Source organism: Methanosarcina barkeri MS (genome assembly GCF_000970025.1).
Classification (GTDB): domain Archaea; phylum Halobacteriota; class Methanosarcinia; order Methanosarcinales; family Methanosarcinaceae; genus Methanosarcina; species Methanosarcina barkeri.
Map to the genome: position 1 here is coordinate 2,406,165 of NZ_CP009528.1, position 25,117 is coordinate 2,431,281.

The window sequence follows — 25,117 nt, forward strand, 5'->3', positions numbered from 1 at the left end:
GCCATATGTCATAGGCTCCAGAAAAATTCCTGATCAATTTTGTGACTTGAGCATGTCTAAGTGCTGTTACCGAATAGGATAAACGTTCGTTTGTACCTGTGACACACGTCAGGATTGCTTAATCGAGTCACAAGATATGGGAAGATGGCTGTTTTAACTGTAATTGTACACAAGAATGGTTAGGAGACGTCAAAGTTGAGCTGGTGCACTCGCTGCAAGCAAAGGGAGCATATCCGCCACCGCTTATAAAAATAATGTGATAAAAATTCCAGAAAACCATATTCATTATCTGAAACCTTTTTTTCACCGAGCGAAGCTCGGGCCAGGCAGAAAAAGTAAAAAACAAAAATAAAAAGCTTTTTACATACAAGAGTCAGTAAATCTCTCTGTATTAAAATACAAACACAAAGACGCTATTATTTTAACTTCTTTTTTGAAAGGCCGCTCTCCTGCGTCGAGCGTGACAAGCTCCATCTTAGAATAAAATATGCAGAGTATCAAAAATACAAAGTCACAAATAATATAAAAACGTAAAAAATTAAATAGTTGACGTAATGAAATAAACAAACAAGTTATATTATAATATAGCAAAATCTGTCGGATGACTGCCAGATGGAAGATATAGACAAAAAGGAACTGAGTGAACGAGACATCTGTACGAAATTTATCACGCCTGCAATAAAACAGGCTAACTGGAAAGAACGCCAAATCAGGGAAGAGGTGAAACTTACAAACGGTAGGATTATTGTAAAAGGCTCGACCACAAGCAGGGGAAAGCCAAAGAGAGCCGACTACGTTCTTTCCTATAAGCCAAACATTCCTCTTGCGGTAGTTGAGGCTAAAAAGAATACACATACACTGGGAGATGGAATGCAGCAGGCACTTCTATATGCTGAGATGCTGGACGTTCCTTTTGCGTTCAGCTCTAATGGGGACGCCTTTTTGTTTCACGACCGGACAGGCACTTTCGGAAAGGTTGAGGCGGAAATTCCGCTGGAAAGTTTTCCGTCTCCTGAGTTTCTCTGGCAGAAGTATTGTGAATGGAAGGGGCTTGATGAAGGCAGGCAGAAAATTGTAACTCAGAATTATTTTATTGACCATCGGAAATCACTACGATATTACCAGCGCATAGCAATTAACCGCACAGTAGAAGCAATCGCGAAAGGTCAGAACCGCATCCTGCTTGTTATGGCAACAGGTACTGGAAAAACACTTGCAGCTTTTCAGATTATCTGGCGTCTCTGGAAAGCAGGGGTAAAGAAAAGAATTCTTTATCTGGCAGACCGGAATATCCTCATTAAACAGACACGGATTAACGATTTCAAGCATTTTGGAAACGCCATGACAAAAATTCAGAATCATGAGGTTGAGAAGTCATACGAGATTTATCTCTCTCTTTATCAGGCGGTTTCCGGAACAGAAGAAGATAAAAATATCTACAAGCAGTTCTCTCCGGAATTTTTTGACCTTGTAATTATTGACGAGTGCCACAGGGGAAGTGCAGCTGAAGATTCTGTATGGAGAGAAATCCTTGAATATTTCTCCTCGGCAACGCAAATAGGGCTGACCGCAACCCCGAAGGAAACTAAAGATGTTTCAAATATCCATTATTTCGGAGAACCGATCTATACCTATTCCCTGAAACAGGGGATTGAAGATGGATTCCTTGCGCCTTACAGGGTTATCCGCATTGACCTCGACAAAGACCTTGCAGGCTGGAGGCCGGAAAAGAATCAGGTCGACAGGTATGGCACTCCTATAGAAGACAGGATCTACAACCAGAAAGATTTTGATCGGAACCTTGTGCTTGAGAAAAGGACTGAACTGGTCGCAAAAAAAGTTACGGAATTTTTGAAAGCTAACGACCGTTTTGACAAAACTATCGTTTTTTGTGAGAATATAGATCATGCAGAGCGCATGAGAGAAGCTATTGTTAATGAAAACCCGGACCTTACAGGTGAAAATCGAAAATATGTTATGAGAATTACAGGAGATAACCCCGAAGGAAAAGCCGAACTTGACAATTTTATTGATCCTGAAAGCCGCTACCCTGTAATTGCCACCACTTCAAAATTAATGAGTACAGGAGTGGATGCTCAGACCTGCAAGCTGATAGTGCTTGATAAACGCATAGAGTCAATGACCGAATTCAAGCAGATAATAGGCAGGGGTACAAGGATAAATGAGGATTACGGAAAATTCTATTTTACAATAATGGACTTCAAGAAAGCAACAGAGCTGTTTGCTGATCCTGATTTTGATGGCGAGCCAGTGGAGATTTACGATTTTGAAGGCGAGAATGGGTCTGGGAAGTCCAGAGACATGGACGAAGAAAATAATAGGGAAAAGTATTTTGTGAATGATGTGGATGTTGACGTGGTCATAGAACGCACACAGTACTATGGTCCTGATGGAAAATTGATTACTGAGTCCTTGAAAGATTATACTCGAAAGACTCTGCTCAAGGATTTTGAGTCCCTTGACTCTTTTTTGAAGTACTGGAACGAAGCCGAAAAAAAGCAGGAGATTATCTCAGAACTTGAAGAAAGAGGAGTTTTGTTCGATGCGCTTGCAGAAGAGGTCGGAAAGGACCTTGACCCCTTTGACCTGATTTGCCATGTTGCTTTTGACCGTCCGCCGATGAGCAGGAAGGAAAGGGCTGATAGAGTCAAAAAGAGTGATTATTTTAGTAAATACGGGGAAAATGCACAGGAAGTCCTTGACGCGCTTCTGGATAAGTATGCGGATGATGGGATTGAAGATCTTGAAAGCCTGAACGTGCTCAAAGTCCAGCCATTTGACAGGATGGGAACCCCACTGGAAATTATAAAACGATTTGAGGGCAAGAATAACTATCTTGAGGCAGTCAAAGGGCTTGAAAACCAGATTTATACGTTGTGAGGCTGATTCGAAATATCCTCTTCAAATTGTATGGGTAAAAGTAAATTTCATGTATTTACTGAAAATTTAAAAATTTAATTAAATTTGAGAAACAACTTCTAGTGATGCATTCAACTTTATAACTGTATGATAAAATTGTTGCATGTTTTTCGAGTTGAAAAATTCTCAATTGAATTTGAAGAGAATACGATTCGAAGGACTTATGTGGGATTACAAAATAGTTGTTGGCGGTTAATTTTAGGTAACGGTTTAACTCCTCATATTGCAGCTATCAAAAACAAATAACTTGGAATCACCGAATAGTCAAAAAGAAATTAAGTGCGGGAAAAAACATGTCTCTGGATACTACAGTCAAAACGATTCAGGATATTATGCGGAAAGATGCAGGTGTTGACGGCGATGCTCAGCGCATAAGCCAGCTTGGCTGGATGCTGTTCCTGAAGATTTTCGATGCGAGGGAAGAAGAATACGAACTTGAGGACGAAAATTACGTCTCTCCGATTCCTGAAGAACTGCGCTGGAGGAACTGGGCGAAAGACCCTGAAGGCATAACCGGAGACACTTTGCTGGACTTTGTCAATGAAAAACTCTTCAAAACCCTGAAAAATCTCTCTTTTTCCGAAGATGACGATCCGAGAGGCTTTGTCATAAAAGACGTTTTTGAAGACTCGTACAACTACATGAAAAACGGAACCCTGATCCGCCAGGTCATAAACAAAATCAACGAGATCGATTTTACGAGTTCAAAAGACCTGCACACCTTCGGCTCGATATACGAGAAAATCCTCAAAGACCTGCAGAGCGCAGGCAACGCAGGCGAGTTCTATACTCCAAGAGCCGTTACCCAGTTTATGGTGGACATGGTTGACCCCAGGCTAGGCGAAAAAGTCCTTGACCCTGCCTGCGGAACAGGCGGTTTTCTAACGAGTACAATCGAGCACATCCGCAAGAAATACGTGAAATCCGTGGAAGACCACCGGATTTTGCAGGAATCCATTTCAGGCGTTGAGAAAAAGCAGCTTCCACATCTGCTCTGCATAACGAATATGCTTTTACACGGAATAGAAGTTCCTTCCCGCATCCATCACGACAATACCCTTGCTCGCCCTCTTCGCGATTACACCCCAAAAGAGCGCGTAGACGTGATAGTAACGAATCCTCCTTTTGGCGGCATGGAAGAAGATGGGATAGAGACAAATTTTCCCGCAAATTTCCAGACCCGCGAAACTGCTGACCTTTTCTTAGTCCTGATTGCCCATATTCTTAAAGACGGAGGCCGCTGCGGAATAGTCCTCCCTGACGGAACCCTCTTTGGGGAAGGCGTAAAGACTCGCATTAAAGAAAAACTCCTTCAGGAGTGCAACCTGCATACAATAGTCCGCCTTCCAAACGGCGTCTTCAACCCTTACACCGGCATAAAAACCAATCTCCTCTTTTTCACAAAAGGCGAACCCACAAAAGAAATCTGGTACTATGAACACCCTTACCCGGCCGGCTATAAGTCCTACTCCAAAACCAAACCCATGCGGATAGAAGAATTCGCCCCGGAAAAAGCCTGGTGGAATAACCGAAAAGAAAACGAACATGCCTGGAAAGTCAAAATCGAAGATGTAATCGCCAGCAACTATAACCTCGATATCAAAAACCCCAATGAATCTGAAGACGACCTCGGAGACCCTGAAGAACTTCTCAAAAAGTACCGGGCCCTCCTTTCCGAAATCAAAGAAACCCGAAACGCGCTGAAAAACGAACTCATGACCGCTCTGGCAGGGAAATCCGCATGAACCCGGACGTTTTTTTCGAAAACTTTGAACTCCTTGCCGATGCGCCGAATGGAGTCCAGAAACTGAGAGAACTTATTTTGCAGCTCGCGGTTATGGGAAAACTTGTGCCACATGACCCGAATGATGAACCTGCTTCTATCTTAGTTGAAAGAATAAAAACTGAAAAAAAGAAGCTAAATAAAAAAGAAAAAAATAATGGATCTAAACAATTACATCCTGTCACTAAAGATGATATTCATTTTGAAGTTCCCAACAATTGGGAAACTGTAAGACTTGGGCAAGTATATGATATAGAATACGGTAAAAGTTTATCTGAAAAATATCGTAACAGTGAAGGAGAATTTCCTGTATATGGTTCAAACGGAATTGTTGGATTTCACACTGAATACCTTGTAGATAAGCCTTCTTTAATAATAGGACGTAAAGGATCAGCTGGGGCAGTTAATTTATCGGATAAACCTTTCTGGCCAATAGACACAACTTATTTTGTAACGCCAAAAAAAGGATTAGATCTCTTTTTTAGTTATTATTTATTTAAGACGCTCGATCTTGGAAAGTTTAACAAAGCTACAGCTATACCTGGACTCAATAGACAGGATGCCTATGGACTTATCATAAAAATTCCACCCCTAGCCGAACAAAAACGCATTGTCTCCAAAGTTGAAGAACTGATGGCTCTCTGCGACAAACTCGAAGCCCGCCGCCAGAAAAAACAAGAAATCCAAAGTAAGCTCAACAGCGCTGCCCTTGACAGGATGCTCAGCGCAGAAAAACAGGATGAATTTGAACAACGCTGGCAGCATATCTGCGAAAATTTTGATCTTCTCTATGACAACCCTGAAAATGTAGAAAGATTAAAGCAGGCAATTCTTCAGCTTGCGGTTCAGGGAAAATTAGTGACTCAAAATCCAGAGGATGAGCCGGCGAGTGTTTTGATTGAGAAAATAAATAGTGACAAGAAGAATCTGATTAAAGCTGGGAAAATTAAAGGAACTAAATCTTTATCACCATTAGAGGCGACAGATGATGTGCCTACCTTACCAGAAAAGTGGGAATTCGTAAACTTAGATAGCATAATTTTGTTTATGGATGCGGGATGGAGCCCAGCATGTAGAAATCATCCTACTGAAGATGAGGATACTTGGGGAGTTTTAAAAACTACTTCTGTACAGCCATTAATGTTCCTATGGACTGAACACAAACAGCTACCAGAAAATTTAATTCCTCGTCCTCAGTATGAAGTAAAAGTAGGAGATATTTTAATAACTCGCGCAGGACCTAAAAATCGGGTGGGCATTTGTTGTTTAGTAAAAGATACTCGATCTCATTTAATGATCTCTGACAAAATAATTCGTTTCCATTTGTTAGACGAATTTGTATTTCCAGAATTCATCACTCTTTGCTTAAATACTGGATTCTCACAAAACTATATAGAAAGCCAAAAATCTGGAATGGCTGAAAGTCAGATGAATATATCCCAAAACAAACTTAGGATGACTCCAATTCCTCTTCCACCCCTCGCCGAACAAAAACGTATCGTTGAAAAAGTTGAGCAGTTCATGGGTTTGTGTGATGAACTTGAATCAAACCTCCGAAAAGAACAGGAAGATAGCGAGAAACTTATGGAAGCGGTTGTTAAGGGTTTGTTAGAAGGAGAGGACACCGAAAAAACGGAATTGGAGAAACCTATCCCGCTACAGGTGGCGACTATTAAACTGAAATAAATTGAATTTTGTTTTCAGTTTTTTAGCCTCATAGAAAGAGGTTGTTGAAGAGAGTTTCCGGCCCCAAAAATAAAAATAATGTGGTAAAAATCCCAGAAAACCATATTCATCGTCTAAAACCTGTTTTTCACCGAGCGAAGCTCGGGCTCGGCAAAAAAAGCAAAAAAACAAAAATAAAAAGCTTTTAAGATACAGAATACAGTAAATTTTATAGTTTTCAAAACTGTGAACACTGGACATATATTTGCACAAAATAGAACGCTCTAACCAGGCCGAAGAAGCAAAAAGCAAAAATAAAAAGTTTTTTATATACAGGAGTCAATAAATCTTTTTGTCTTAAAAAACAAACACGAAGACGCTATTATTTCGACTTCTTTTTTTGAAAGGCCGCTCTCCTGCGTCGAGCGTGACAAATTCGGTTTAAAACGACTAATGACGCTGCTTTGGTTCAGTTAATTTACTAATTTAAAGGAGCTGCTATTTAAAAATATAACTGATTTGATAAAAAGTCCCGAAAAATCATAATTATCGTTTAAAACCAGTCTTTTACCGAGCGCAGCTCGGGCCAGCCGAAGAAGCAAAAAATAAAATAAAAAGTTTTTTACATACAGGAGTCAGGAAATCTCTCTGTATTAAAAAACAAACACAAAGACGCTATTATTTTAACTTCTTTTTTTGAAAGGCCGCTCTCCTGCGTCGAGCGTGACAAATTCGGTTTAAGACAGCTAATGACGTTGCTCTGGCTCAGTTAATTCACTAATCTAAAGCTCATAGGTACTTCACAAACAGGCTCCGTCCTTAGCAAATCTGCACCTGCAGTTCCGAGTTTCGGGAATATTTTCTATTGTATCTGAAACAATCTCAAAGATTGCGTCCTGAGCTTTTCCCACAACTTCGGTAACTTCGTCAGCAGTTAGTTTCTGTGTGGTCATTCCGCAAGCCTGATTTGTGATAATGGCAAGAGAAGCATAACAGAGGCTGAGTTCTTTTGCAAGGCTCACTTCAGGTACACCGGTCATACCCACAACATCTGCAAATTGGTTCATCATGCGGATTTCGGCCCTGGTCTCAAAACGTGGGCCTTCCGTGCAGGCATAAATTCCTTCGGTATATGGTAGTCCCTGTTTTTCCAGAGCGCCTCTAAGGGCTATCCTGATCTCAGGGCAGTAGGGCTCAGATACATCGACGTGTACGGTTTTGTCATCATAAAAGGTGGAAGGCCGGTTCCGGGTAAAATCTATGAAATCATTAAGTACTACAAAGCTACCCACCGGATGCCCTCGCATTGACCCTACGGAATTTGTGGAGATTACACGTTTTGCCCCGATAGAATACACAGCCCAGATGTTGGCCCTGTAATTAATCCTGTGAGGAGGAATATGGTTTTCTCCTGCATGCCTGGGGATTACTACAACTTTTTTCCCTCTTACAGTAGTAAGATAAACTGTAACCTCTCCATATGGAGTGCTTACTAACCGGCTTTCAAATTCCTGGTAAGAGTTAAAACCGACACCACCGAGCACTGCAATTTCAACGTTTTCAGGTATTTTTTCCATTTTATTATCTTCCTGACGGTTTTTACTGCCACCCCCATTTTCGATTTTGTTAACCCCGTCGAACTTCAAAGTTTATGGCAGGTCGCCTGCGGTCAGGCGAGTTTTTTCCTTCTTTTATTTCTTCCTTTCTCTTCATTTTCGGAGACCATGTTTGATACACTGTATTTTATGCCTGCAAGGGCAATAATAATCGCAACTGCGACCGAATATACAAAGTACTGGAGGGCAACGGATGCATCATTAGTAATGCCTTCCGAAAGGGAAGCCGTCGCTAAAATGTATGTACTTGCACCCCAGAAGAGCAGCCCTGTTGCGATCACAAATAAAGAAATCGCGACATTTTTATAAATGGGCTTATTTTCCATCCTTAAATCGAAGATTTTTCCAAGGTCGGCAAGCAACATGGCTCCTGCATACCACCAGACTGAAGCATTGATGAATACCGAGACAAGCGTAAGGATCCCTTCATACCATACTCCATCTGCCGAGTAAAGCTTCCATACTTCCATAGCTCCGTACACAGTTGCTACAAGGAGTGTAAGCAAGGAAGCCGTATAGCTGATAAAAACCATTCTCTGTTCAAGAAAAGCGTCCCAGAGCTTTTCTTTTTCAAGAGCAACAAGATCGTCCAGTCCAAAACCCCTGTATAACATGTAAAGCCCTACAGCTGCAAGAATTCCCACAACTGCACCGTCGGGATAATCTGCAAGCAAAAATATTGCATAAATGAGAAAAGCAAGCCCTAAAGGTACAAAAAAAGTCTGGGAGATTTTCGGGTCGCTAAAAACATGTTTCAGGATATAGTAAGTACTTTCCAGATTCTGGCTCTGCATTATTACAATTCTTTTTACAGAGTCAATTCTCATACGGGATTGGACAATAGGCACAAGCGTTTCGTCTTCTGCCCCATCCGAAACGAATACCGCCCGTTGCACGTCATTCACATTGAGAAATGTTTCAAGCTGTTCGGCAATTTTCTGGTCTGAGATCACTCCAACGTTTTTGTCTCCTGCAAAAGAAACTATATCAGCATCGGCTCCGTTTGCCCGTAATTCATCAAGAATCCTGATTCCACCGAAGATAGTGTTGGTATCAGAATCCTCCGGGTCTGCGATCCCAAGTGCAACGGCAGCCTGAACATTTGCCTCCCGTCCTACTATTGGGGTTTCGAGTTTTGCTTTTTCGCCCAGATCGTTATCCCTGTCTATGCATATAACTAAGGTCTGCATATTTCCTCTATAGCTTTCAATGGCTTACTCTATCGCAGAGAGTTTTTTATGAATACGATATCCTGATTTGGCTCTTATATCTTTCCTGCCGGAGTTTTGCATAAACTCTTTTAATCAATTAAGTTGCTTTACTTTTTACAAGCATACTATTTTAATTTATACTTTATTAAGCTTGTAGCGTGAGATTTACTTTCAAAAATCAGTTTTTACTTCTAAAGATACTCTTATAATTTCGGAAACCCATAAGTAAATGTCTACAAAAACAGGCTCTCTTTCTGAGAGAAATTAATTATCTTTATCAAAAATAAATAGGGGTTTATATGGCACAACCAATGGAAAGCGAAAGTAAAGAAACCGAAACTGGAAAAAAGAGTAGAATACAGGAGAAAGTTGGAAAGCTTGGGAGCGACATTGATACTCTTGCAAAGAAAACAGGGGACGAAGCCTCGAAACTTGCAAAGAATATAAATGCTGAAATAAAATCAATCTCGGGAGAAATAAAATCAATTGATGTAAAGGATGAGGTAAAGAACATCACCGCAAAGGTTGAAAAACTGGTGGATACGACCGGTGATAGTGCAAAAAAGCTTGCCTCAGATACCAAGACCGATGTAAAGAAACTGGTGGATAAGATCGAAATCCCTATCTCAAAGAAAAAATAATTACGGTAAAGTAATAAAAGTGACAGAGTAACAGGTGAGAAGGTAAGAATCTTTCCTATGAGATGTAATACCTTCTTAACCTTCTCTTTTATTATCGGCTCTGCTTTTCAATGAATGTTCTTTGAATCGGTTTGGGTTTCACATCTAATGCTTTCAACATTTTTCTATTTTTATATTTTATTAATAGAGTTAACTTTATTATTCAGCACTGCATCTGTATAAATTAAATGAGAAAGATTTGGATGCAACCATACTCTGGAATTTCTAGGAGGCTTATAGCCTCAATAATCGACATTTTCGTAATTATTTTCCTTTTTATGTTTTTAGAGCTAATCACAGAAACCCTGGATGACCCCCTTTTCTATATTCTGTTTTTTCTAACAATGTGGGCTTATTTTGTCTTTCAGGAGAGTTCGACCCTTAGGTCAACTGTGGGCAAGCAAGCTGTGAACATTATTGTTACCGACCTCAACGGAAACAGAATTTCCTTTACGCAGGCAACAAAGCGCTTTATTCTGAAAATTTTCGCTGTAATTCCCTTTTTTACAGGTTTTCTACTGATCCTTTTTACTTCAAAAAAGCAGGCCTTTCACGATATCGTTGCAAAGACCGTAGTGTTTATTCAAGAGGACTAAGCTGAATCGGTTCCTCTAAATCAGCACATAAATTATGAATAAACTCATCCCAAAACCAATTTTCTTATCAAATCATTAAATTTTTAGGATTGTTTTTTGTGATATTTAGAAAAAGCAAATTGCGTGCGACCACCCCGATCTAAACAGGCTATTTGATAATTCAATTTCAGGGCAAAAACATATGATGAATAAGCATGTGAACTACTCTAAGCTAAAGACTTAGTGGCTTCCTGAGTCATCCTCCCAACCAATGTTGCCGAGTCGTAAAGGCTTTGTCCCTTGTTTCAAAGGTGAAGTAGAATATGACCGTGAAAGTATAGAAAAAGCATGTGTAAAGTACCCAAAAAGTCAGAAAGTCTGGACTTAAAGTCCAGAGTCAGTCGGAGAATTAAGCGACTTCTCAACTGACTTTCTTAACTGACTTTCTTAACTGACTTTCTTAACTGACTTTCTTAACTGACTTCTATTTTGAGAAGCAATTTCGATTTTAACAAACGATGTTTATTTTTATTTTAGAATACAAGTCCCAGGTCTTCGAGCTTCTTCCTTGCTCCGTCGTAGACCTGCATGTACTCGTCAGTTGGTGTTACGGTCTTTACATCGTAACATTCCTGGAAGGTCTTTCCTGCTGGTGCGCTTGCGTAATTCTTCTCATAGAGTGCTACAAGCTTGTCGAGTATCACATTTACTTCTGAGATTTCCACACCTGCGGTTGCCCTTGCTACTTCTCCCATCATTCTGGCTTCCATACCTGTTGTCTTGTCGGTCACGACACCCTTTGCTGATGCTACTCCTGAGAGAATTTCTCTGCCTGAAGCTGTGTCGGTAATTGATTGGGCTGAAGCTTCTAGCAGGCACATCTCAGTGCATGGTCCTGCACATGGGTAGTACTGGTTACCTGACAGTATGTCCGTAAATTCGGAAATTGTTGCACATGCCCATCCTGCAATCATCAGTGTCTCTCTGGTGTTGGTTGAACCCCAGCGGATGTGTACAGGGCCGTCAAGGTGCCAGCTTGCACTGCTCATGAGAACAGCGTTAATGTGGGTTGCAACATCTACAATTGTTGTTTCTTCAATTCCGCCTGCATACCCTCCAAAGATCGGCATCTGTTCGTCCATAATGATATCACTGTTTGCAGTGTAGTGAGCAATAACTGAGATTGCATCGAGATCAATCTTGAGTTCACAGAGTTGCGAGACCTCGTGGCTGTCCGTGCAGGTCATTCCGCCGGCGCAGTCAGCGGAAATATTTCCCTGAGCGGACAGGGAAGTCTCTGGGCCCTAGACACCCATGCCAGGCCTACCCGCCATGGCGCAAGCATTCTTAATTAGCCTTGTTTCGGTCTTTGCAGCAAGAACTTCATAAGGACTTTTTGGAATAGGCGCTTTTCCGCGTACTGTAGTCATTACACCGTTAACAATCGTGTCTACTTCCTTTTCCAGGGCATAGCTCATGTGAACAGGCATAAACACATCTTCGGAAATTGGAGAACCGGTAGGCCCACCCTGTACGATTGGTTTTGCCTTGTCACCAACACTTCTCTTTCTTACATTGACGGCATCCCTGCCTGTACCGAGTACAAATTCTTTCTGCACGTTGTTAATTGCATCCCATATTTCGTCTTCAGTGTACTTTACGATTCTGTGGGTATCGGTACAGTATATCCCGCACTCAAGCAGCATCTCAAATCCGGCTTTGAAGAGTTTTTCCATCATGTCCTTGTCTGTCGGGATAAACTCTCCCTTGAAGTCAAGCCCGTACTTCTGCTTGAGTTCCATTGCCTTCATTGGGATCTTCATGAGGTCCCAGTCGTCCAGAGTACACTTTTCTCCTACTTTTGCTCTGTCGTAGAAATCATAGCAATCAAAAGACTTTCTAAATGTCATTGTCTTTTGCCTCCCAGGATTATTTCATTACCTCAAGTGCAACTTTTGCAGCCTCAGCAGCATTTTCTGCAGTTGCATCAGCTCCGATTTCTTCGATCCATTTATCAGATACAGGAGCTCCTCCAAACATGCACTTTACACTGTCCCTGAGTTTTTCTTCTTTGAGCCTGTCCATGAGGTCTTTCTGGCCGAGCATGGAGGTGGTCATAAGGGCAGAACCTACTAAGAGGACTTTTTCTCCCTTGTGCTTTGCAGCCTCTTCGACAACGGTTTCATTAAGCACATCAACTCCCAGGTCAAAGATTTGGAACCCATTTGCTCCGAGCATAGTGGTAACAAGCCTGTGTCCAATGTCGTGAATATCCCCTTCTGCAACAAAGGTGATGGCAAGTCCTGCTTCGTCTCCCTCTTTCTTGTTCTTTTCAAGTTCAGGGGTAAGGACTTCCATTGCATTGCTCATTGCTTTTCCAGACATCATAATTTGAGGCAAAAAAATCTCGGCAGCTTCGAATTTGTCACCGACAATTTTCATTCCAACGGAAAGACCCTTTGTAATAATGTCAAGTGCCGGAATTCCTAAAGCCAGAGCCTCCTTGCATAGCTCTGGAGTACCTGCAACGTCTTGATTTACTATTGCGTCGCGTAACTTATCAAAGATTTCAGTATTTGTCATCCCATTATCACTTCTTTTTCACGTTTGGCCGATCAGGAATTAGTTTCCCACTTATCGGATATCGGAATCTCATTACCTCTTTTTAATATATAAATCTTATTCTTCGGACTGATGTTTATATATATTTTGTGTTAAATATTATGTGGGCAACAATATATAATATAAATATATTTTGATTGAATTTCTTTGAAATCAAGCCAGAATATCTCACTATAAAAATAAAAAAGAGAATGAAAAACGAAAAAATGTTACATAAATAAAAAGTTTTTGATTAATCCCACCGTAACCTGAAAAAAGAGAAATATTAACGGTGCAGTATTCAGCAAAAAATCAAAAATGATAGCTATCAGCCTGCTTTCACACTTTCACCTCAGAATTCTTTCATCCAGGGTCAGGCTAAGATTGTTTCACAAGAAAAGAACTTTTTAAATGAATTAAAACAAATTTCCAGACTTTAAAAAAGAAATAGAGGAAATTATGCCTGTTGGATTGAATCTAAAGTATAATATTACTTTATAAGTTTGATATTCTTCTCAAATCTGAAATATCGCTAACTTTTTTCCAATTTATAAAAATTTTAATAAATCATTGATCTGTCCTTATAAATCATTGATTTGTCCTTATAAATCATTGATCTGTCCTTATAAATCATTGATTTGTCCTTATAAATCATTGATCTGTCCTTATAAATCATTGATTTGTCCTTATAAATCATTGACCTGTTCTCAAATATTAAGCAGATATTGTTTTTCCGACTATAACATAAAGCAGATACTTTAATGAAGATTCCCATCCTCATTAAGAATCTTCAGGAGCTCAATAATCGAATATGCAGCCCGGGTAATTCCCATGCTGCGCTTGTCAGTATCCGTGCCCGCCACATAGAGGTTTCGAACAGGAGTTCGAATATCTGCGAATTTCCCGTCAATCGTAACCGCGGCTTTTTCCGGAACCATTATCTGTTCGTGCCGCATATCAATATATTTTTCAATGTTTGGATGGGCACGGAAGATCGTATCGTAGGCCTTTTTTATCTCGTGTTCTTCGCTTTTATTTTCATCTATTACAAAGGAAAATCCAATAAGCTGTTTATCCTTTGGAGCAAGCGAGGGGTCATAGTTACTTATAGGAGTTGCCCAGTAGGCGAAGTCCTTGAACCAGATCTCTGAGCCTGTATAATTAAAATTGGGAAACTCTTTTTCCAGTCCAAGCCAGATGGTCAGGCTTTTACTGTGAACTATACCTCCAAGATTTGCCTTATATTCCTCAGGGAGATCTTTTATAAGCCTGGGAAGCTCGGTTGCAAAACCTGTGTAGATAACAAGGTCAGAGCTATAGATTTCATCGGCTTCCACGCCTGAAACCTTTCCGTCCTGTACAAGGATGGATTTAACTTCACATTCATTTTTGATTTCAACGGTTTCCGGAAGAGAGTAAAGAATGGCATCTAGCAGAGCTTTTAACCCCTTTCTGGGATAGCCCTGAGAATAATTTATATTATTTGTTGCAAGCCTTTCAAGGGAAGTAAAGGGCTGGGTGACCTTTGTCATCCTGGCCTGAAGGGAAGCGTGGAGGTGATATGGAAGAATTGAGGCAAGGATCGACTCTGTAGATTGAGATTTTTTTGGTTCCAGTCTTCCGATCATTGCATCAAACTGTTCCTGGGTGATGCTGTCCCTTACAAAACTGCTTCCCGACAGAACACGCTGGGCAGAGGTTTCCTTCATTGACCTGCCAGAGAGAAAAGCTGATATAGTATCCACAAAATCGTAGGTGTCCTTTGAAAGATTTTTTGGTAGAAAATCGTATACTGACTGGTTGGAAAGGTCTATTCCGAATGAAGAAAGGGTAAAGGCTTTTGTAAGGATCTGGGAAAGCAATAACCTGTCCTTTCTTGGAAGCACATCAAAAGTCACGAAATCTTTCAGATTGGAAGGAACTTTGACAAAAGCATTTTCAGTCCGAATATAGTAGTGCCCATAGTCTTCAAACACAGGTAGAAAATCAAAATAGTTATCCATTAATCTCTTTAGAGGTCCTTCAATCAGATGGGTAATTGCGTGTGCTCCTGTATCTACCTGATAGCCATCTACCATGTAGCTGTTGCAGTTCCCGCCTAGATTTCGTCTTTTTTCAAGAACAAGGACTTTTTTTCCATGCTTTGAAAGCGTAAGCGCTGCAAGAAGCCCACTTATGCCTGCCCCAACAACAATTACATCGTATCTTTTCATACCCTTAACTACCTCAATTTTTCCAGTGAATTAAGTTATAGTTAAATGCAGTTATGCACCTTATTTTTCTCAACTCACAACGGAATTCCATATTAGTGGAAGGATTAAATAAAATATGTTAAACAAAATATGTTATAACTATAAAAATTATTTTAAGTATAGGATGTATTAACCATATTATATAATTTATGATCTACTTATATTTGAGTCATGGCTTATATTTGTAGGGTACCATAGAGAAAAAAATAGTATTTATAGTTAACAGTTGGTATGGTGAAAACCACCAAAAACGTAGCTTATATAAAAACGTAGTTTGTTTTCCTAGCACACTACTTGCTATGGCTAGAACGTTACTTGAAACTATTCAGGTAGCTTTTGCAAAGCTAAACATCTTGCTTATTTATTTTTCAGTGTATTAGTTGTTATGCATTAAAATTTTTTAAGACAAATAAAGTTTTTCGGTATAAAAAAGGTATAGATAAAGTCCCTTTGGGACTTATTTTTCAATGTTTACTTTCTTAAACTTAAGATAAACCAGTAACATTCCAACGAAAACACCGAGGACTAGATATTTTACAAGTTTATTTGATTGTGCCACTACCATCACCCCCATTTTTTATATATAGTTAATATGTTGTACAGATATTAGAACTTTTCTATATAAAACCATATTGGACTATTATTTACTTAATATACAATATCATAAAGTAAATTCCAAAATACTAAAAATTAGATTCAAAAAATAGAAAAACTTTGTGTTGTAGTTATTTGCCTCGATTCTCGCTCTTTAAGAACTATAAAAAGTAGTAAAGTTTTTACTGAATACAGTATTGTAATTTTATAGAAATAAACCGAGGAGAAACTTATGAAGATCGTCGGGATACAGTCAAGCCCAAGAGGTAAACACAGAAATACTTTAAAACTACTGAACACCACTCTGGATGGAGCCTCCGAAGAAGGAGCAGAAGTTGGTCAGTTGATATTGCCAAAACGAAGATCAAATACTACACTGCATGCAATTCCTGTCATGAAACTGGGGTGTGCACAATAAAAGATGACTATGAGATTGTATTGAAAAAAACTCCTGGATGCTGACGACATATTTTTGAGTAGCCCGAACTATATAACAAATGTAACAGCTCAGCTCAAGATAATGTTTGATAGAAGCCCGCTTGTTATTCATGAACAACTATTTGATGGAAAATACGGCCTTTCGCTGACGACTGCAGACAGCGATGAGCTCGACTTTGTACCTAGAATTATGGATAATTTTATAATCCAGTGCGGAGGCCAGACATGAAGCCTGGAGAAAATGGTTTAAGTATGTAATTCTTGCCAATAAAGAACATTGGACGCATAACTGCGCTTACTGGATGGAAAAAGGATGGTTGAAAGAGTAATTATTCGGAGAAATTCGGAGAAACTGTCAGTTAGTTTAATGGAGGGTTCATTATGTTAGGCCTTGAAGAACTGGGAAAAAAGCTTACCGAAGCTGGCAGGTTGAAATTACGTCCATTATGTGTTTACGGTACGGATGAAATTTCTGAGGGTGCAATCCCATCATATAAAGTAGCTCGTTGTGTAGCAAAGGCGATTTACACTTCAGCTCTCTTTGAAGAGACGCCCCCAATATATATTGAGGCAAGACACGAACAGTGTTGCGCCGGTGGGATGGCTTGGATGGGACTTGCCGAACCGCATCCAAAACTTAAGTACTTCGTAACTGTGGGCACCCCAGACTTCCATGGAGGCGCTGCCGAGCATTTAAAGGCAACCCCTGAGTTATTCGATGAACAGAGAGAACGAGCAGGAAAAATCCTTCCACATGGCAAATATACGGTCATTGCTCCGTGTACTTACAACCTGGCACCTGAAACTGTCAGGTCTTTTATTGTCTTTGCAGGCAGCGAGCAGATCAGGAACCTCTGCGGGTTGGCACAGTTCAGCAGCTCTTAGCCCTATTTTAAAACCGTGATACCCGGAGGGCCTATTTGCGCTACAATGATCGCTTTCCCGGCAGGCATGGCAGAAAATGCCCCGAAAGATTCGGCTTATGTTGGGCCTGTTGATCCTACAGGAAACCCTTGGCTGTCTCCCGAATTAATGATAATGGGTATTCCTTCGAAGCTGGCGCAGCAAATGGGAGCCGACCTTGAGGAATCCTTTATCTGCAAGCGGAGTAATATCGCATATCCTAAGAATCGTATAGCTATAAAACCATATACAAAGATTACAGAGAAGTGATGGTATATAGGGAAATGGATTTCCTTACCTTCAAATTCTTTTCGACTCTCGGATTTTTACCGACTTTAGTCCACAGGCATGTAGTTTGCCTCAATAACTTCACCCTCTTTAATTTTTCTCTGCCTTCCAAACAAATTTTTTGTGGTGAACACTATCCATCTCCAATGAAGTGCAATGTGGGCAACAAAGAAAAACAGCATCAGGATTCCAACTTTGTCATGGATCAACCTCAGGATTTGACCTGCTGCATGGTGGTTGAAATACATTATAAGACCTGAATAACCCACTAAAGCAAATTGAATGAATAATGCCAAATCCACAAGATAGTTGAGTTTTACTTTTCCCATCTTTTTGGTTTGTTTTTCTTTTCTGAAAAAATTCTTTGTGGTGAGTACTATCCATCTCCAGTGCAATGCAATATGAACAACAAAGAAGAGAAGCATCAGGATTCCAACCTTATCATGAATCAATCTTAAGATCGGACCTGCAGCATGGTGATTGAAATACATTATAAGACCTGAATAACCGACCAGGGCAAATTGAACGAAAAATGCCAGGTCTACAAGATAGTTGAGATTTATTTTTCTCACTTATTCCCTCCGTTCTAATATTTACAGCTATATTTTTTTTAAGATATTCAATTTAAGTTTATTTGATTGATTTTCACTTGATTGGTTTTTGCTTCATATGAACCGTTTATCATAGCAGTTCTGCTGTCCTACGGTAACTGCTACAGTAACTGCTACAGTAACTGCTACAGTAACTGTTGTACATACCCCTTAATTGACGGAAAAAGAAATAAAGATACTTGCAAAAAAGGAGGTAAATATAGATTTACCTTTAATTTAAAAGCTAAATAATAGATATATATTTAAATAAAGCTTAACTATTAAATATATACATTAATCTAAGCTATTTTAACCTTTATTTGTTAATTGCTTAAGTAATATGAACCAGGTCTGCAAAAAACCAGATATATAGGATCAAGCAAAAAAAATTTGAAGCGGCTAAAATGCTCCCAGAAAAAGAACTCCATATTTACCAACCTTGCCAGAAAGCCAGAGTTTCCATTATTTAAACAACCTGGTATAATTGATCTGAGAAAAGATGAGATTTTATGAGAAAACCTTGACAATAAATAGATAATGAAGTTATATGCGAAAACTCCTGGATTTCATAGTGGTTACTTTCGTTATGTCTTCATAGATTAAACTTTTGTAAATAAATTTGGATTAACTCTTTCAACTTATAAGCATATTCTGTTGGCTCGGCCATAAGTCTAGAAAATCTTATAAGTCCTGAAAAATTCTTACATCTCAGTGTCAGGTAAAATCCCAAAACTGGGTCAAAGTACTGGGAAACAACACTCAAACCTCTGGTTTTGTCGAAGGAAATGGCTTATATGGAAAAGCTAAAAATTCTTTTGAGAATATCTTCTAGCAAATAATGCTTTACTGAGATTTAATTTTTCCTTAAATGTGTGATTAAAGATTAAATTTAATAAATAACTCATAGAAAAGCTTCATTGATAAATTAATTCCGTATACTTCTTGTTTTTGTTAAGTATGCTTTTATTATTAAATGCCAATGAAGGAAATGACTGCCTTCTCCTAAAAACTGACAGGTAAGGCATCTGCATCTGACAGATGCCTTTAATCCTGTATGACTTATGGGAATGAAGCAAATAGAAACATGATACCTCGCCACTCTTAGTGGCCATTAAATCAACACAAAAGTTTTCCCATTGAGAAGTAATAGAAGAAAGCAGTCAAACCTACACTCCAGAAAATGAGGCACTGTGCATCTTGCAGGTGCCTCAAAAACAGACCAGCTATCAATCCCTACTTCATACATGAGGCACTGTGCATCCTGCAGGTGCCTCAAAAACACGGATTGCTATTAACCTATTACTAATCCTGTAATTCGAGAAGGAGAGTTAAATAACAGAAAAACCAAAGAACAGTGTAATAAATATCATAGTGTGTTATTAGATTCGATGTTTCAAGCAGAACACAAACAGGATCAAAATTAATCCGACAACTCTGAAGCATGGACATGGTTTAGAGGGTATGTATGACGCTTACCAAGATTATAGAGACATTAAAAACGAAATTAAATGCCTCATATATTTTAAAATCGCTTGAAAAAGCAGCGGGTTTCTCCAGTGAATCGGACAATGATTCCGAAATAGATGATCCAGGAGAGATCGCGAAAAACATCCCTTACGGCAGTCCAGCCCGTAATTTTGCTAAAAGTCCTGATTCAGGGAATGCCTCCAAGAATGTAGAGGTTCCACTTATCAAACTGACCGATGTCTGGAAAATTTATCAGATGGGGGAAGTTGAGTTTGCGGCCCTTAAAGGAATAAATCTTGAGATTTATGAAGGAGAGTTCCTTGTAATCCTGGGCCCCAGTGGAAGTGGAAAAAGCACGCTTATGAATTTGCTGGGCTGCCTGGACATGCCATCAAAAGGTACTGTTTGCCTGAATTCAAAAGACATCTCAGAACTAAGTGAATCCGAACTCACCGTCGTCCGAGGAAAAATGATTGGCTTCATATTCCAGAGCTTTAACCTTCTTCCAACCCTGAATACGGAAGAAAACGTGCTTTTACCTATGGAATTCCAAGAAGAAAATCGACAAATAGCCCGACAAAAAGTCTCATATCTGCTTGACATTGTCGGACTCTCAAACAAGAAAAAGAACCTTCCGTCCCAGCTTTCAGGCGGACAGAGGCAAAGAGTTGCAATAGCTCGCTCCCTGGCTGTAAACCCACCTATAATCCTGGCAGATGAACCTACAGGAAACCTGGACAGTAAAACAGGGGATTATATCCTGGATTTCCTGGACGGACTGCAGAAAAGTGAAGGTAAGACAATAATTATTGTAACACATGACCTTGAACTTGTAAAATATGCAACAAGAATTGTGTACATCCGAGACGGTGAAATTGAAAAAATCGAAACACATCCTAAAAACGAACAAAGTATGAAAAATGAAAGAGGTACGAAAAATGAAGCAAATCTAAATTGAGGAATTAAAATGAAAAAGTTCTCTTTGCTAAAAATAATACTGATGTTTTCAGTATTCATATACCTTGGAGCTGGGACGGCACTTGCCTCTAATGGGAACATAAAATCCGCATCTTTGGAAGTAAACCTAGCTAAACAGAACCCTGATGCTGCCCGTCCTGGAGAACCTGTTGAACTCACAGTCAACGTGCAAAATGTAGGAAACGCTAACCTGAAAGACATCGCTGTCACAGTTAACCCTGAATATCCTTTCAGTAAGGTTTCCGGAGAAGAACTAACAAAAAAGGTCTCCTACCTGACTGCACGGCAGGATGATGATGATGCAGCAGTCCTCAAGTTCAAGCTTATGACAGATGCAAATGCATCGGAAGGCACATATGATATCGATATAACCACCACTGCTAAAGAAAGCGGATCCTCATTAAACACGATTGCCACAACAAAAACCATCCAGCTCGAGGTAAAGGGTAAAGAGTACGCGCAGATTGTTACCATAAACAAAGCAAGCATTGACCTGGCACAGAAAGAACCTCTGGAATTCATAATAACAAATACCGGAAACTCACCTCTGAAAAATATGGTAGTTTCCTGGAAAGACCCAAAAGGGGTAATTCTGCCGGTATATTCGGATAATACAAAGTACATCAAGTATCTGGCTGCAGGTGACTCCGTAACCGTATCTTACTCGGTAATGGCAGATGTAAATGCAGATCCTGGACTCTACACTCTGGATGTAAACCTCAAATTTGAAGATTATGAATCGAATGAGAAAAGCATTGCTACCACAGCAGGGCTTTTCGTTGGTGGGAAAACTGATTTTGATGTTTCTTTTTCAGAAAGTGACCAAGGAGAGGTTTCTCTTTCAGTTGCAAATGTGGGCAACAACATGGCTTATTCCGTGAAAGTTTCGGTCCCTGATCAGGACGGTTACAGGGTATCAGGAAGCTCTTCAACGATTGTTGGAAACCTTGAGAAAGGGGACTATACAATTGCATCTTTCAATATTGTGAGCACACAGAGTCCTGGAGTGGCTGAAAGTGGAGGAACACCAGGGGTTGCAAGAGCAAGCGAGAAAGATAAAAATGTAACTTCCATGGGTTCCAATCCCCTGGAAGTCCAGATCGAATATACGGATGCAAAAGGAGAAAGAGTAACTGTTAATAAGGAAGTAGAACTCGAAACAACTGCCGGAAGTGTGAATGCACAGGGGCGAGGAAGATCAGGATCGGCAAGTAACAGCAGTAGATTCAGTTCATATCTGACTTATATTGTTTTAATAGTGGTTGCAGTAGCAGGGTTATTCATTTACCGCAGAAAAAAACAGGTCGAACGCGAGAAAGAATCCGGAAATAAAAAGTCTGAAGACCAGAAGCACGACTCAGGAACAGGTTCAGGGACAATTCGAGATTGAAAAGAAAATCTCCATAGAAAATGGGGGGGTGCAAGATGAGAAGCACAAACCTTTTCAAAAAACTGCTCCCGCAATCCTTTTTAAAAAAGGCTTGAGCGAAAATCCCAGCAGCGAACGGAAGGATGCGAGATGAGAAACTCAACGTACCTGAAAATGGGCCTGAACATGCTTGTGCATAGCAAACTCCGAAGTTGGCTGACCATTATTGGAATAGTTATAGGGATCGGATCTGTTGTTGGCATCCTCTCCCTTGGAGATGCTATGCAGGAACAGGTGCAGAGCAGGCTTGCCGAAATGGATCTGACGAAAATAACCATAAGTCCAGGATATATCAAAGCGTCATCCAACATGCCTGGCCCTCCTGGGATGAGGGGTTCATCAACAGATGCTGAATTGACAGATGATGACATTGAAGCTCTCCAGGGTCTGGATGGAATACAGTACATAGCTGGCCAGATATCGGGTAGTGAATCAGTGATTTACGCAGCGCAAAATGCAACTCTCTCAATTACAGGTGTGGACCCCCAGGTCTGGAGGTATATGACTACCTTGAAAACACAATCTGGAAGATTGCTTGAACCGGCTGATAAATATGTTGCTGTTATAGGAAGCGTGGTTGCAAGTGGAGTTTATGACCAGGAAATAGGGGTCAACCAGGTAATAACTGTAAACGGTAAAGCCGTGCGAGTTGTTGGTATCCTGGAAGAAGAAGGTGGACGTGGAGACCGAAGCATTTACATGCCGCTCGATGGGGCAGTAAACCTGCTTGATGACGCAGAAGAAGGTGTTTATGATAGCATCACGGTGAAAGCCAGGAGTGAAGATCTGGTTGATGAACTGATGGAAGATATCGTGGACAAACTCATGGTTTCAAGACACATTATTCAGGTAGATGACAGAGACTTTTCCGTGACAGCTTCTAAATCTATGGCTGAGTCTGTTACCGAAATGACGAGTTCAATGACCCTGTTTCTTGGAGCTATTGCAGCCGTATCCCTGCTTGTAGGAGCCGTCGGGATTGCAAACACGATGTTCACCTCCGTCCTGGAAAAGACAAAAGAGATCGGGACCATGAAAGCCATTGGGTCAAAAAACAGGGATATCCTCATGATTTTCCTCTTTAATTCCGCAATGGTTGGTCTTGTTGGTGGTATCCTTGGAGATATTCTTGGAGCTTGTGTTTCAACTCTCTTCCCTGTGCTAGGTCTGCAAATGATGAGAGGAAGAGGGTCAGACACTTTCGAAGTTTATTTTGCCCCTGACCTGATGGCTTTCGGGCTTCTCCTGGCAGTTTTAATAGGGGTGATCTCAGGAATCATCCCTGCATACAGGGCTTCAAAGTTAAAACCAGTAGATGCACTGAGATACGAATAAACGGAAAAGAAAACGGCTCAACCCATTCTTAATTTCCTGCTTAATTTGAAACTAAGAAGAAAACAGAAGGTGTAGATTATCAGATATTGCAGTACTGGTAAGCAAAAGTTTGAATGAGTTGCTGGACTCAATGACTTTCTTTGAAATGACTCCAGAAAAGTTAAAGAGTCAAGGTTTAACTTTGATAAAACTTTGAAGACTTCTTTATTTTTCGTCTCCTGCTTCCATTCAGAACTTCTTAATCTATATAGAAAATTTGCGGAAAAAATAGGCTTTACACTATGAAAAAATTTGTGAATATTATTAGAAGGCTTCAGAACCTGAGTTTCAGAGCTGGACTTTTGACATGTTGAACCATGAACAGAAAAAATCAGTGTGAGAATATGAAAGAAATTGCAAAACATACTGGTAGATGATTGAATGAGAAAAATTAATCTAATTTTGACAGCTGCCCTTATACTGGCTATATTTCTTTGTACTGGTGCGAGCGCTAGGAACGTAGAAATCGGAAGCAGTCCAGAATACAGGAATACTCTTGATTGGGTATTTGTTGAACCTCAGAATCTTGAGGTTCAGTACTGCAGTTTCGTAAGTACTGTTGAAAGTAGAGTACATGAGTTTCAAAACTCGAATTCGAGATTTACTCTGTCTCCTGGAGAAAGAAACAGAAATATGCCACAAAATTTCCAGCCCACTTATAATAACGGGAGACCTCAACAGTTACCTCCGACTGTCTCCAGAGAAGACTCTTCAAAAGGGACATCTCCTGACATGAGGTCCAGGAGTTTTCTGGACGAACAATACATAACGCAGCAAAACACTTCCTACTATCAATCCTGTGTTACCCCATACGCAGATGCTGTAACCTCTTATCTTGAAGAAAATGGTCTTGACGATAAGTACGAGATATATCAAGCCGCTTTATCGTGGACCTGGGTATCCGATGAGACCCTGAACGGTGTAGATGAAAAATGGCTTACTCCAACAGAGTTTCTTGATGAAACCCCTGCATATTCCAGCAATCCGGATTATGGAGAGCCTGTCAGTGATTGTGAGGAACAGGCAAACACTCTTGCATCCCTGCTGATTGCTTCGGGAGAATATAATGAAAGTACCGTGCGTGTGGCTATAGGGAAAGTAGATTTTGGAAATACCAGTGGTGGGCACGCCTGGGTAGAAGTTTATGAAAACGGGGAATGGTTCCCACTTGACCCAACTGAAGGACCCTACTACGATGATGACAACTGCTCTATAGTATCTGCCGATGTATCAGACATCGATTATGATGAGTACCTGGAAAGTACATATCCGGCTGTAAGAGTCTGGTATTATTACAATAACAAGTACTTTATGGAAGTAGGAAAGCAGAACGGAGATGTTCCAGTGTTCTGGGCCGAACAACCGGAAAGTTATTCCGGAAAACAGAATGGAGATGCTCAAATGTTCAGAAACGAGCAGCTAGGAGGTTATCCGGACTGAACACTCCTGTCGGATAAGGTATTTCCGACCTTCGTAGAATTATCAAGTATTTTAACTCTAAGGCGGGAAGTCACCTTCCTTGACAACTCCTGGTGAGAACCGGAAGGTGGCAGGTGGGGATGGAAGCCGTCAACTTCAAAATATCAAATTGCGGGCAGCCATCCCACCCTAAGCAGACTGCCCGATAATTATTGACAGTAATAAAAAGTGCTAAAAAAAACAAATAAGACCCTTAAATCAAAAAAGAAGGAATTCCTTTATTACCGAAAATAATTATGGGACAGCCTGTAAAG

The 25,117-nt window shown here is 40.2% G+C and carries 18 protein-coding genes and 1 pseudogene; 13 read left to right on the top strand and 6 right to left on the bottom strand.

Features of this window, described 5'->3' with window-relative positions:
• Window positions 1–612: 612 nt before the first annotated feature.
• The 3 genes from hsdR (at window position 613) to MSBRM_RS09785 (ending at window position 6,409) form a co-directional block, all read left to right on the top strand.
• Window positions 613–2,901 carry an EcoAI/FtnUII family type I restriction enzme subunit R gene (gene hsdR, locus MSBRM_RS09775; protein WP_218104567.1) on the top strand — a complete coding sequence of 763 codons (2,289 nt, stop codon included), beginning with the start codon at window positions 613–615 and terminating at the stop codon, window positions 2,899–2,901.
• A gap of 332 nt (window positions 2,902–3,233) precedes the next feature.
• Window positions 3,234–4,685 (top strand): HsdM family class I SAM-dependent methyltransferase, encoded by a 1,452-nt coding sequence (locus MSBRM_RS09780; RefSeq protein WP_048155540.1) that lies wholly within the window; start codon window positions 3,234–3,236, stop codon window positions 4,683–4,685.
• Window positions 4,682–6,409, top strand: coding sequence for a restriction endonuclease subunit S (locus MSBRM_RS09785; RefSeq protein ID WP_052712806.1), 1,728 nt, complete (start codon window positions 4,682–4,684; stop codon window positions 6,407–6,409). The genes MSBRM_RS09780 and MSBRM_RS09785 overlap by 4 nt, the downstream gene beginning before the upstream one ends.
• 779 nt (window positions 6,410–7,188) lie before the next feature.
• Here MSBRM_RS09785 and mtnP read toward each other — a convergent pair.
• Complete coding sequence (gene mtnP / locus MSBRM_RS09790) at window positions 7,189–7,965, bottom strand: S-methyl-5'-thioadenosine phosphorylase (protein ID WP_048122814.1); 777 nt, start codon at window positions 7,963–7,965, stop codon at window positions 7,189–7,191.
• 92 nt (window positions 7,966–8,057) lie between these two features.
• On the bottom strand, window positions 8,058–9,194 hold the full coding sequence (locus MSBRM_RS09795) for a DUF373 family protein (RefSeq protein ID WP_048117375.1): 1,137 nt from the start codon (window positions 9,192–9,194) through the stop codon (window positions 8,058–8,060).
• A 320-nt stretch (window positions 9,195–9,514) separates the two neighbouring features.
• Here MSBRM_RS09795 and MSBRM_RS09800 point away from each other — a divergent pair, with 320 nt between their 5' ends.
• Together MSBRM_RS09800 and MSBRM_RS09805 are read left to right on the top strand one after the other, a co-directional pair.
• Window positions 9,515–9,856: a hypothetical protein gene (locus tag MSBRM_RS09800; protein WP_048117374.1), complete on the top strand. Its 342-nt coding sequence runs from the start codon at window positions 9,515–9,517 to the stop codon at window positions 9,854–9,856.
• Window positions 9,857–10,098: 242 nt separating this feature from the next.
• A complete protein-coding gene (locus MSBRM_RS09805; RefSeq protein WP_048117372.1) occupies window positions 10,099–10,491 on the top strand; it encodes an RDD family protein in 393 nt (130 codons plus the stop codon).
• A gap of 512 nt (window positions 10,492–11,003) precedes the next feature.
• Here the strand turns inward: MSBRM_RS09805 and MSBRM_RS19510 are convergent.
• From MSBRM_RS19510 to MSBRM_RS09825, 3 genes and pseudogenes are all read right to left on the bottom strand, one after another.
• Window positions 11,004–12,380, bottom strand: a pseudogene (locus tag MSBRM_RS19510) (monomethylamine:corrinoid methyltransferase).
• Between the two features lie 19 nt (window positions 12,381–12,399).
• Window positions 12,400–13,053, bottom strand: coding sequence for a methyltransferase cognate corrinoid protein (locus MSBRM_RS09820; RefSeq protein ID WP_048117364.1), 654 nt, complete (start codon window positions 13,051–13,053; stop codon window positions 12,400–12,402).
• 776 nt (window positions 13,054–13,829) lie between these two features.
• Window positions 13,830–15,284: a phytoene desaturase family protein gene (locus MSBRM_RS09825; protein ID WP_048117358.1), complete on the bottom strand. Its 1,455-nt coding sequence runs from the start codon at window positions 15,282–15,284 to the stop codon at window positions 13,830–13,832.
• Window positions 15,285–16,149: 865 nt separating this feature from the next.
• Here MSBRM_RS09825 and MSBRM_RS21315 point away from each other — a divergent pair.
• The 4 genes from MSBRM_RS21315 (at window position 16,150) to MSBRM_RS21920 (ending at window position 17,528) form a co-directional block, all read left to right on the top strand.
• Window positions 16,150–16,335 carry a hypothetical protein gene (locus tag MSBRM_RS21315; protein WP_230629137.1) on the top strand — a complete coding sequence of 62 codons (186 nt, stop codon included), beginning with the start codon at window positions 16,150–16,152 and terminating at the stop codon, window positions 16,333–16,335.
• Between the two features lie 54 nt (window positions 16,336–16,389).
• Window positions 16,390–16,584 carry a hypothetical protein gene (locus MSBRM_RS21320; RefSeq protein WP_230629135.1) on the top strand — a complete coding sequence of 65 codons (195 nt, stop codon included), beginning with the start codon at window positions 16,390–16,392 and terminating at the stop codon, window positions 16,582–16,584.
• 152 nt (window positions 16,585–16,736) lie between these two features.
• Complete coding sequence (locus tag MSBRM_RS21915) at window positions 16,737–17,240, top strand: DUF169 domain-containing protein (protein WP_329957071.1); 504 nt, start codon at window positions 16,737–16,739, stop codon at window positions 17,238–17,240.
• A gap of 66 nt (window positions 17,241–17,306) precedes the next feature.
• Window positions 17,307–17,528 carry a hypothetical protein gene (locus tag MSBRM_RS21920; RefSeq protein ID WP_329957072.1) on the top strand — a complete coding sequence of 74 codons (222 nt, stop codon included), beginning with the start codon at window positions 17,307–17,309 and terminating at the stop codon, window positions 17,526–17,528.
• Between the two features lie 65 nt (window positions 17,529–17,593).
• On the opposite strand, the gene MSBRM_RS18860 is transcribed toward MSBRM_RS21920, so the two are convergent.
• Entirely contained in the window at window positions 17,594–18,118 is a 525-nt protein-coding gene (locus MSBRM_RS18860; protein ID WP_052712808.1) for a DUF4405 domain-containing protein, read from the bottom strand.
• Between the two features lie 1,483 nt (window positions 18,119–19,601).
• On the opposite strand from MSBRM_RS18860, the gene MSBRM_RS09845 reads away from it, so the two are divergent.
• From MSBRM_RS09845 to MSBRM_RS09860, 4 genes are all read left to right on the top strand, one after another.
• A complete protein-coding gene (locus MSBRM_RS09845; protein ID WP_069575372.1) occupies window positions 19,602–20,561 on the top strand; it encodes an ABC transporter ATP-binding protein in 960 nt (319 codons plus the stop codon).
• Between the two features lie 9 nt (window positions 20,562–20,570).
• A complete protein-coding gene (locus tag MSBRM_RS09850; RefSeq protein ID WP_048117356.1) occupies window positions 20,571–21,971 on the top strand; it encodes a COG1361 S-layer family protein in 1,401 nt (466 codons plus the stop codon).
• 129 nt (window positions 21,972–22,100) lie between these two features.
• Window positions 22,101–23,345 (top strand): ABC transporter permease, encoded by a 1,245-nt coding sequence (locus MSBRM_RS09855; protein ID WP_048117353.1) that lies wholly within the window; start codon window positions 22,101–22,103, stop codon window positions 23,343–23,345.
• Between the two features lie 420 nt (window positions 23,346–23,765).
• Window positions 23,766–24,824, top strand: a complete 1,059-nt coding sequence (locus MSBRM_RS09860; RefSeq protein WP_052712810.1) for a transglutaminase domain-containing protein — start codon at window positions 23,766–23,768, stop codon at window positions 24,822–24,824.
• The last annotated feature ends 293 nt before the right edge of the window (window positions 24,825–25,117 follow it).

Bases quoted from the DNA above. Each gene is read 5' to 3' on its own strand.
- MSBRM_RS09800 (WP_048117374.1), top strand. From the start codon at position 9,515: ATGGCACAACCAATGGAAAGCGAAAGTAAAGAAACCGAAACTGGAAAA.
- MSBRM_RS09780 (WP_048155540.1), top strand. From the start codon at position 3,234: ATGTCTCTGGATACTACAGTCAAAACGATTCAGGATATTATGCGGAAA.
- MSBRM_RS09860 (WP_052712810.1), top strand. From the start codon at position 23,766: ATGAGAAAAATTAATCTAATTTTGACAGCTGCCCTTATACTGGCTATA.
- MSBRM_RS09805 (WP_048117372.1), top strand. From the start codon at position 10,099: ATGCAACCATACTCTGGAATTTCTAGGAGGCTTATAGCCTCAATAATC.
- MSBRM_RS09785 (WP_052712806.1), top strand. From the start codon at position 4,682: ATGAACCCGGACGTTTTTTTCGAAAACTTTGAACTCCTTGCCGATGCG.
- MSBRM_RS09845 (WP_069575372.1), top strand. From the start codon at position 19,602: ATGACGCTTACCAAGATTATAGAGACATTAAAAACGAAATTAAATGCC.
- MSBRM_RS09820 (WP_048117364.1), bottom strand. From the start codon at position 13,053: ATGACAAATACTGAAATCTTTGATAAGTTACGCGACGCAATAGTAAAT.
- MSBRM_RS09855 (WP_048117353.1), top strand. From the start codon at position 22,101: ATGAGAAACTCAACGTACCTGAAAATGGGCCTGAACATGCTTGTGCAT.
- hsdR (WP_218104567.1), top strand. From the start codon at position 613: ATGGAAGATATAGACAAAAAGGAACTGAGTGAACGAGACATCTGTACG.
- mtnP (WP_048122814.1), bottom strand. From the start codon at position 7,965: ATGGAAAAAATACCTGAAAACGTTGAAATTGCAGTGCTCGGTGGTGTC.
- MSBRM_RS21920 (WP_329957072.1), top strand. From the start codon at position 17,307: ATGGCAGAAAATGCCCCGAAAGATTCGGCTTATGTTGGGCCTGTTGAT.
- MSBRM_RS21915 (WP_329957071.1), top strand. From the start codon at position 16,737: ATGTTAGGCCTTGAAGAACTGGGAAAAAAGCTTACCGAAGCTGGCAGG.
- MSBRM_RS21315 (WP_230629137.1), top strand. From the start codon at position 16,150: ATGAAGATCGTCGGGATACAGTCAAGCCCAAGAGGTAAACACAGAAAT.
- MSBRM_RS09795 (WP_048117375.1), bottom strand. From the start codon at position 9,194: ATGCAGACCTTAGTTATATGCATAGACAGGGATAACGATCTGGGCGAA.
- MSBRM_RS09850 (WP_048117356.1), top strand. From the start codon at position 20,571: ATGAAAAAGTTCTCTTTGCTAAAAATAATACTGATGTTTTCAGTATTC.
- MSBRM_RS09825 (WP_048117358.1), bottom strand. From the start codon at position 15,284: ATGAAAAGATACGATGTAATTGTTGTTGGGGCAGGCATAAGTGGGCTT.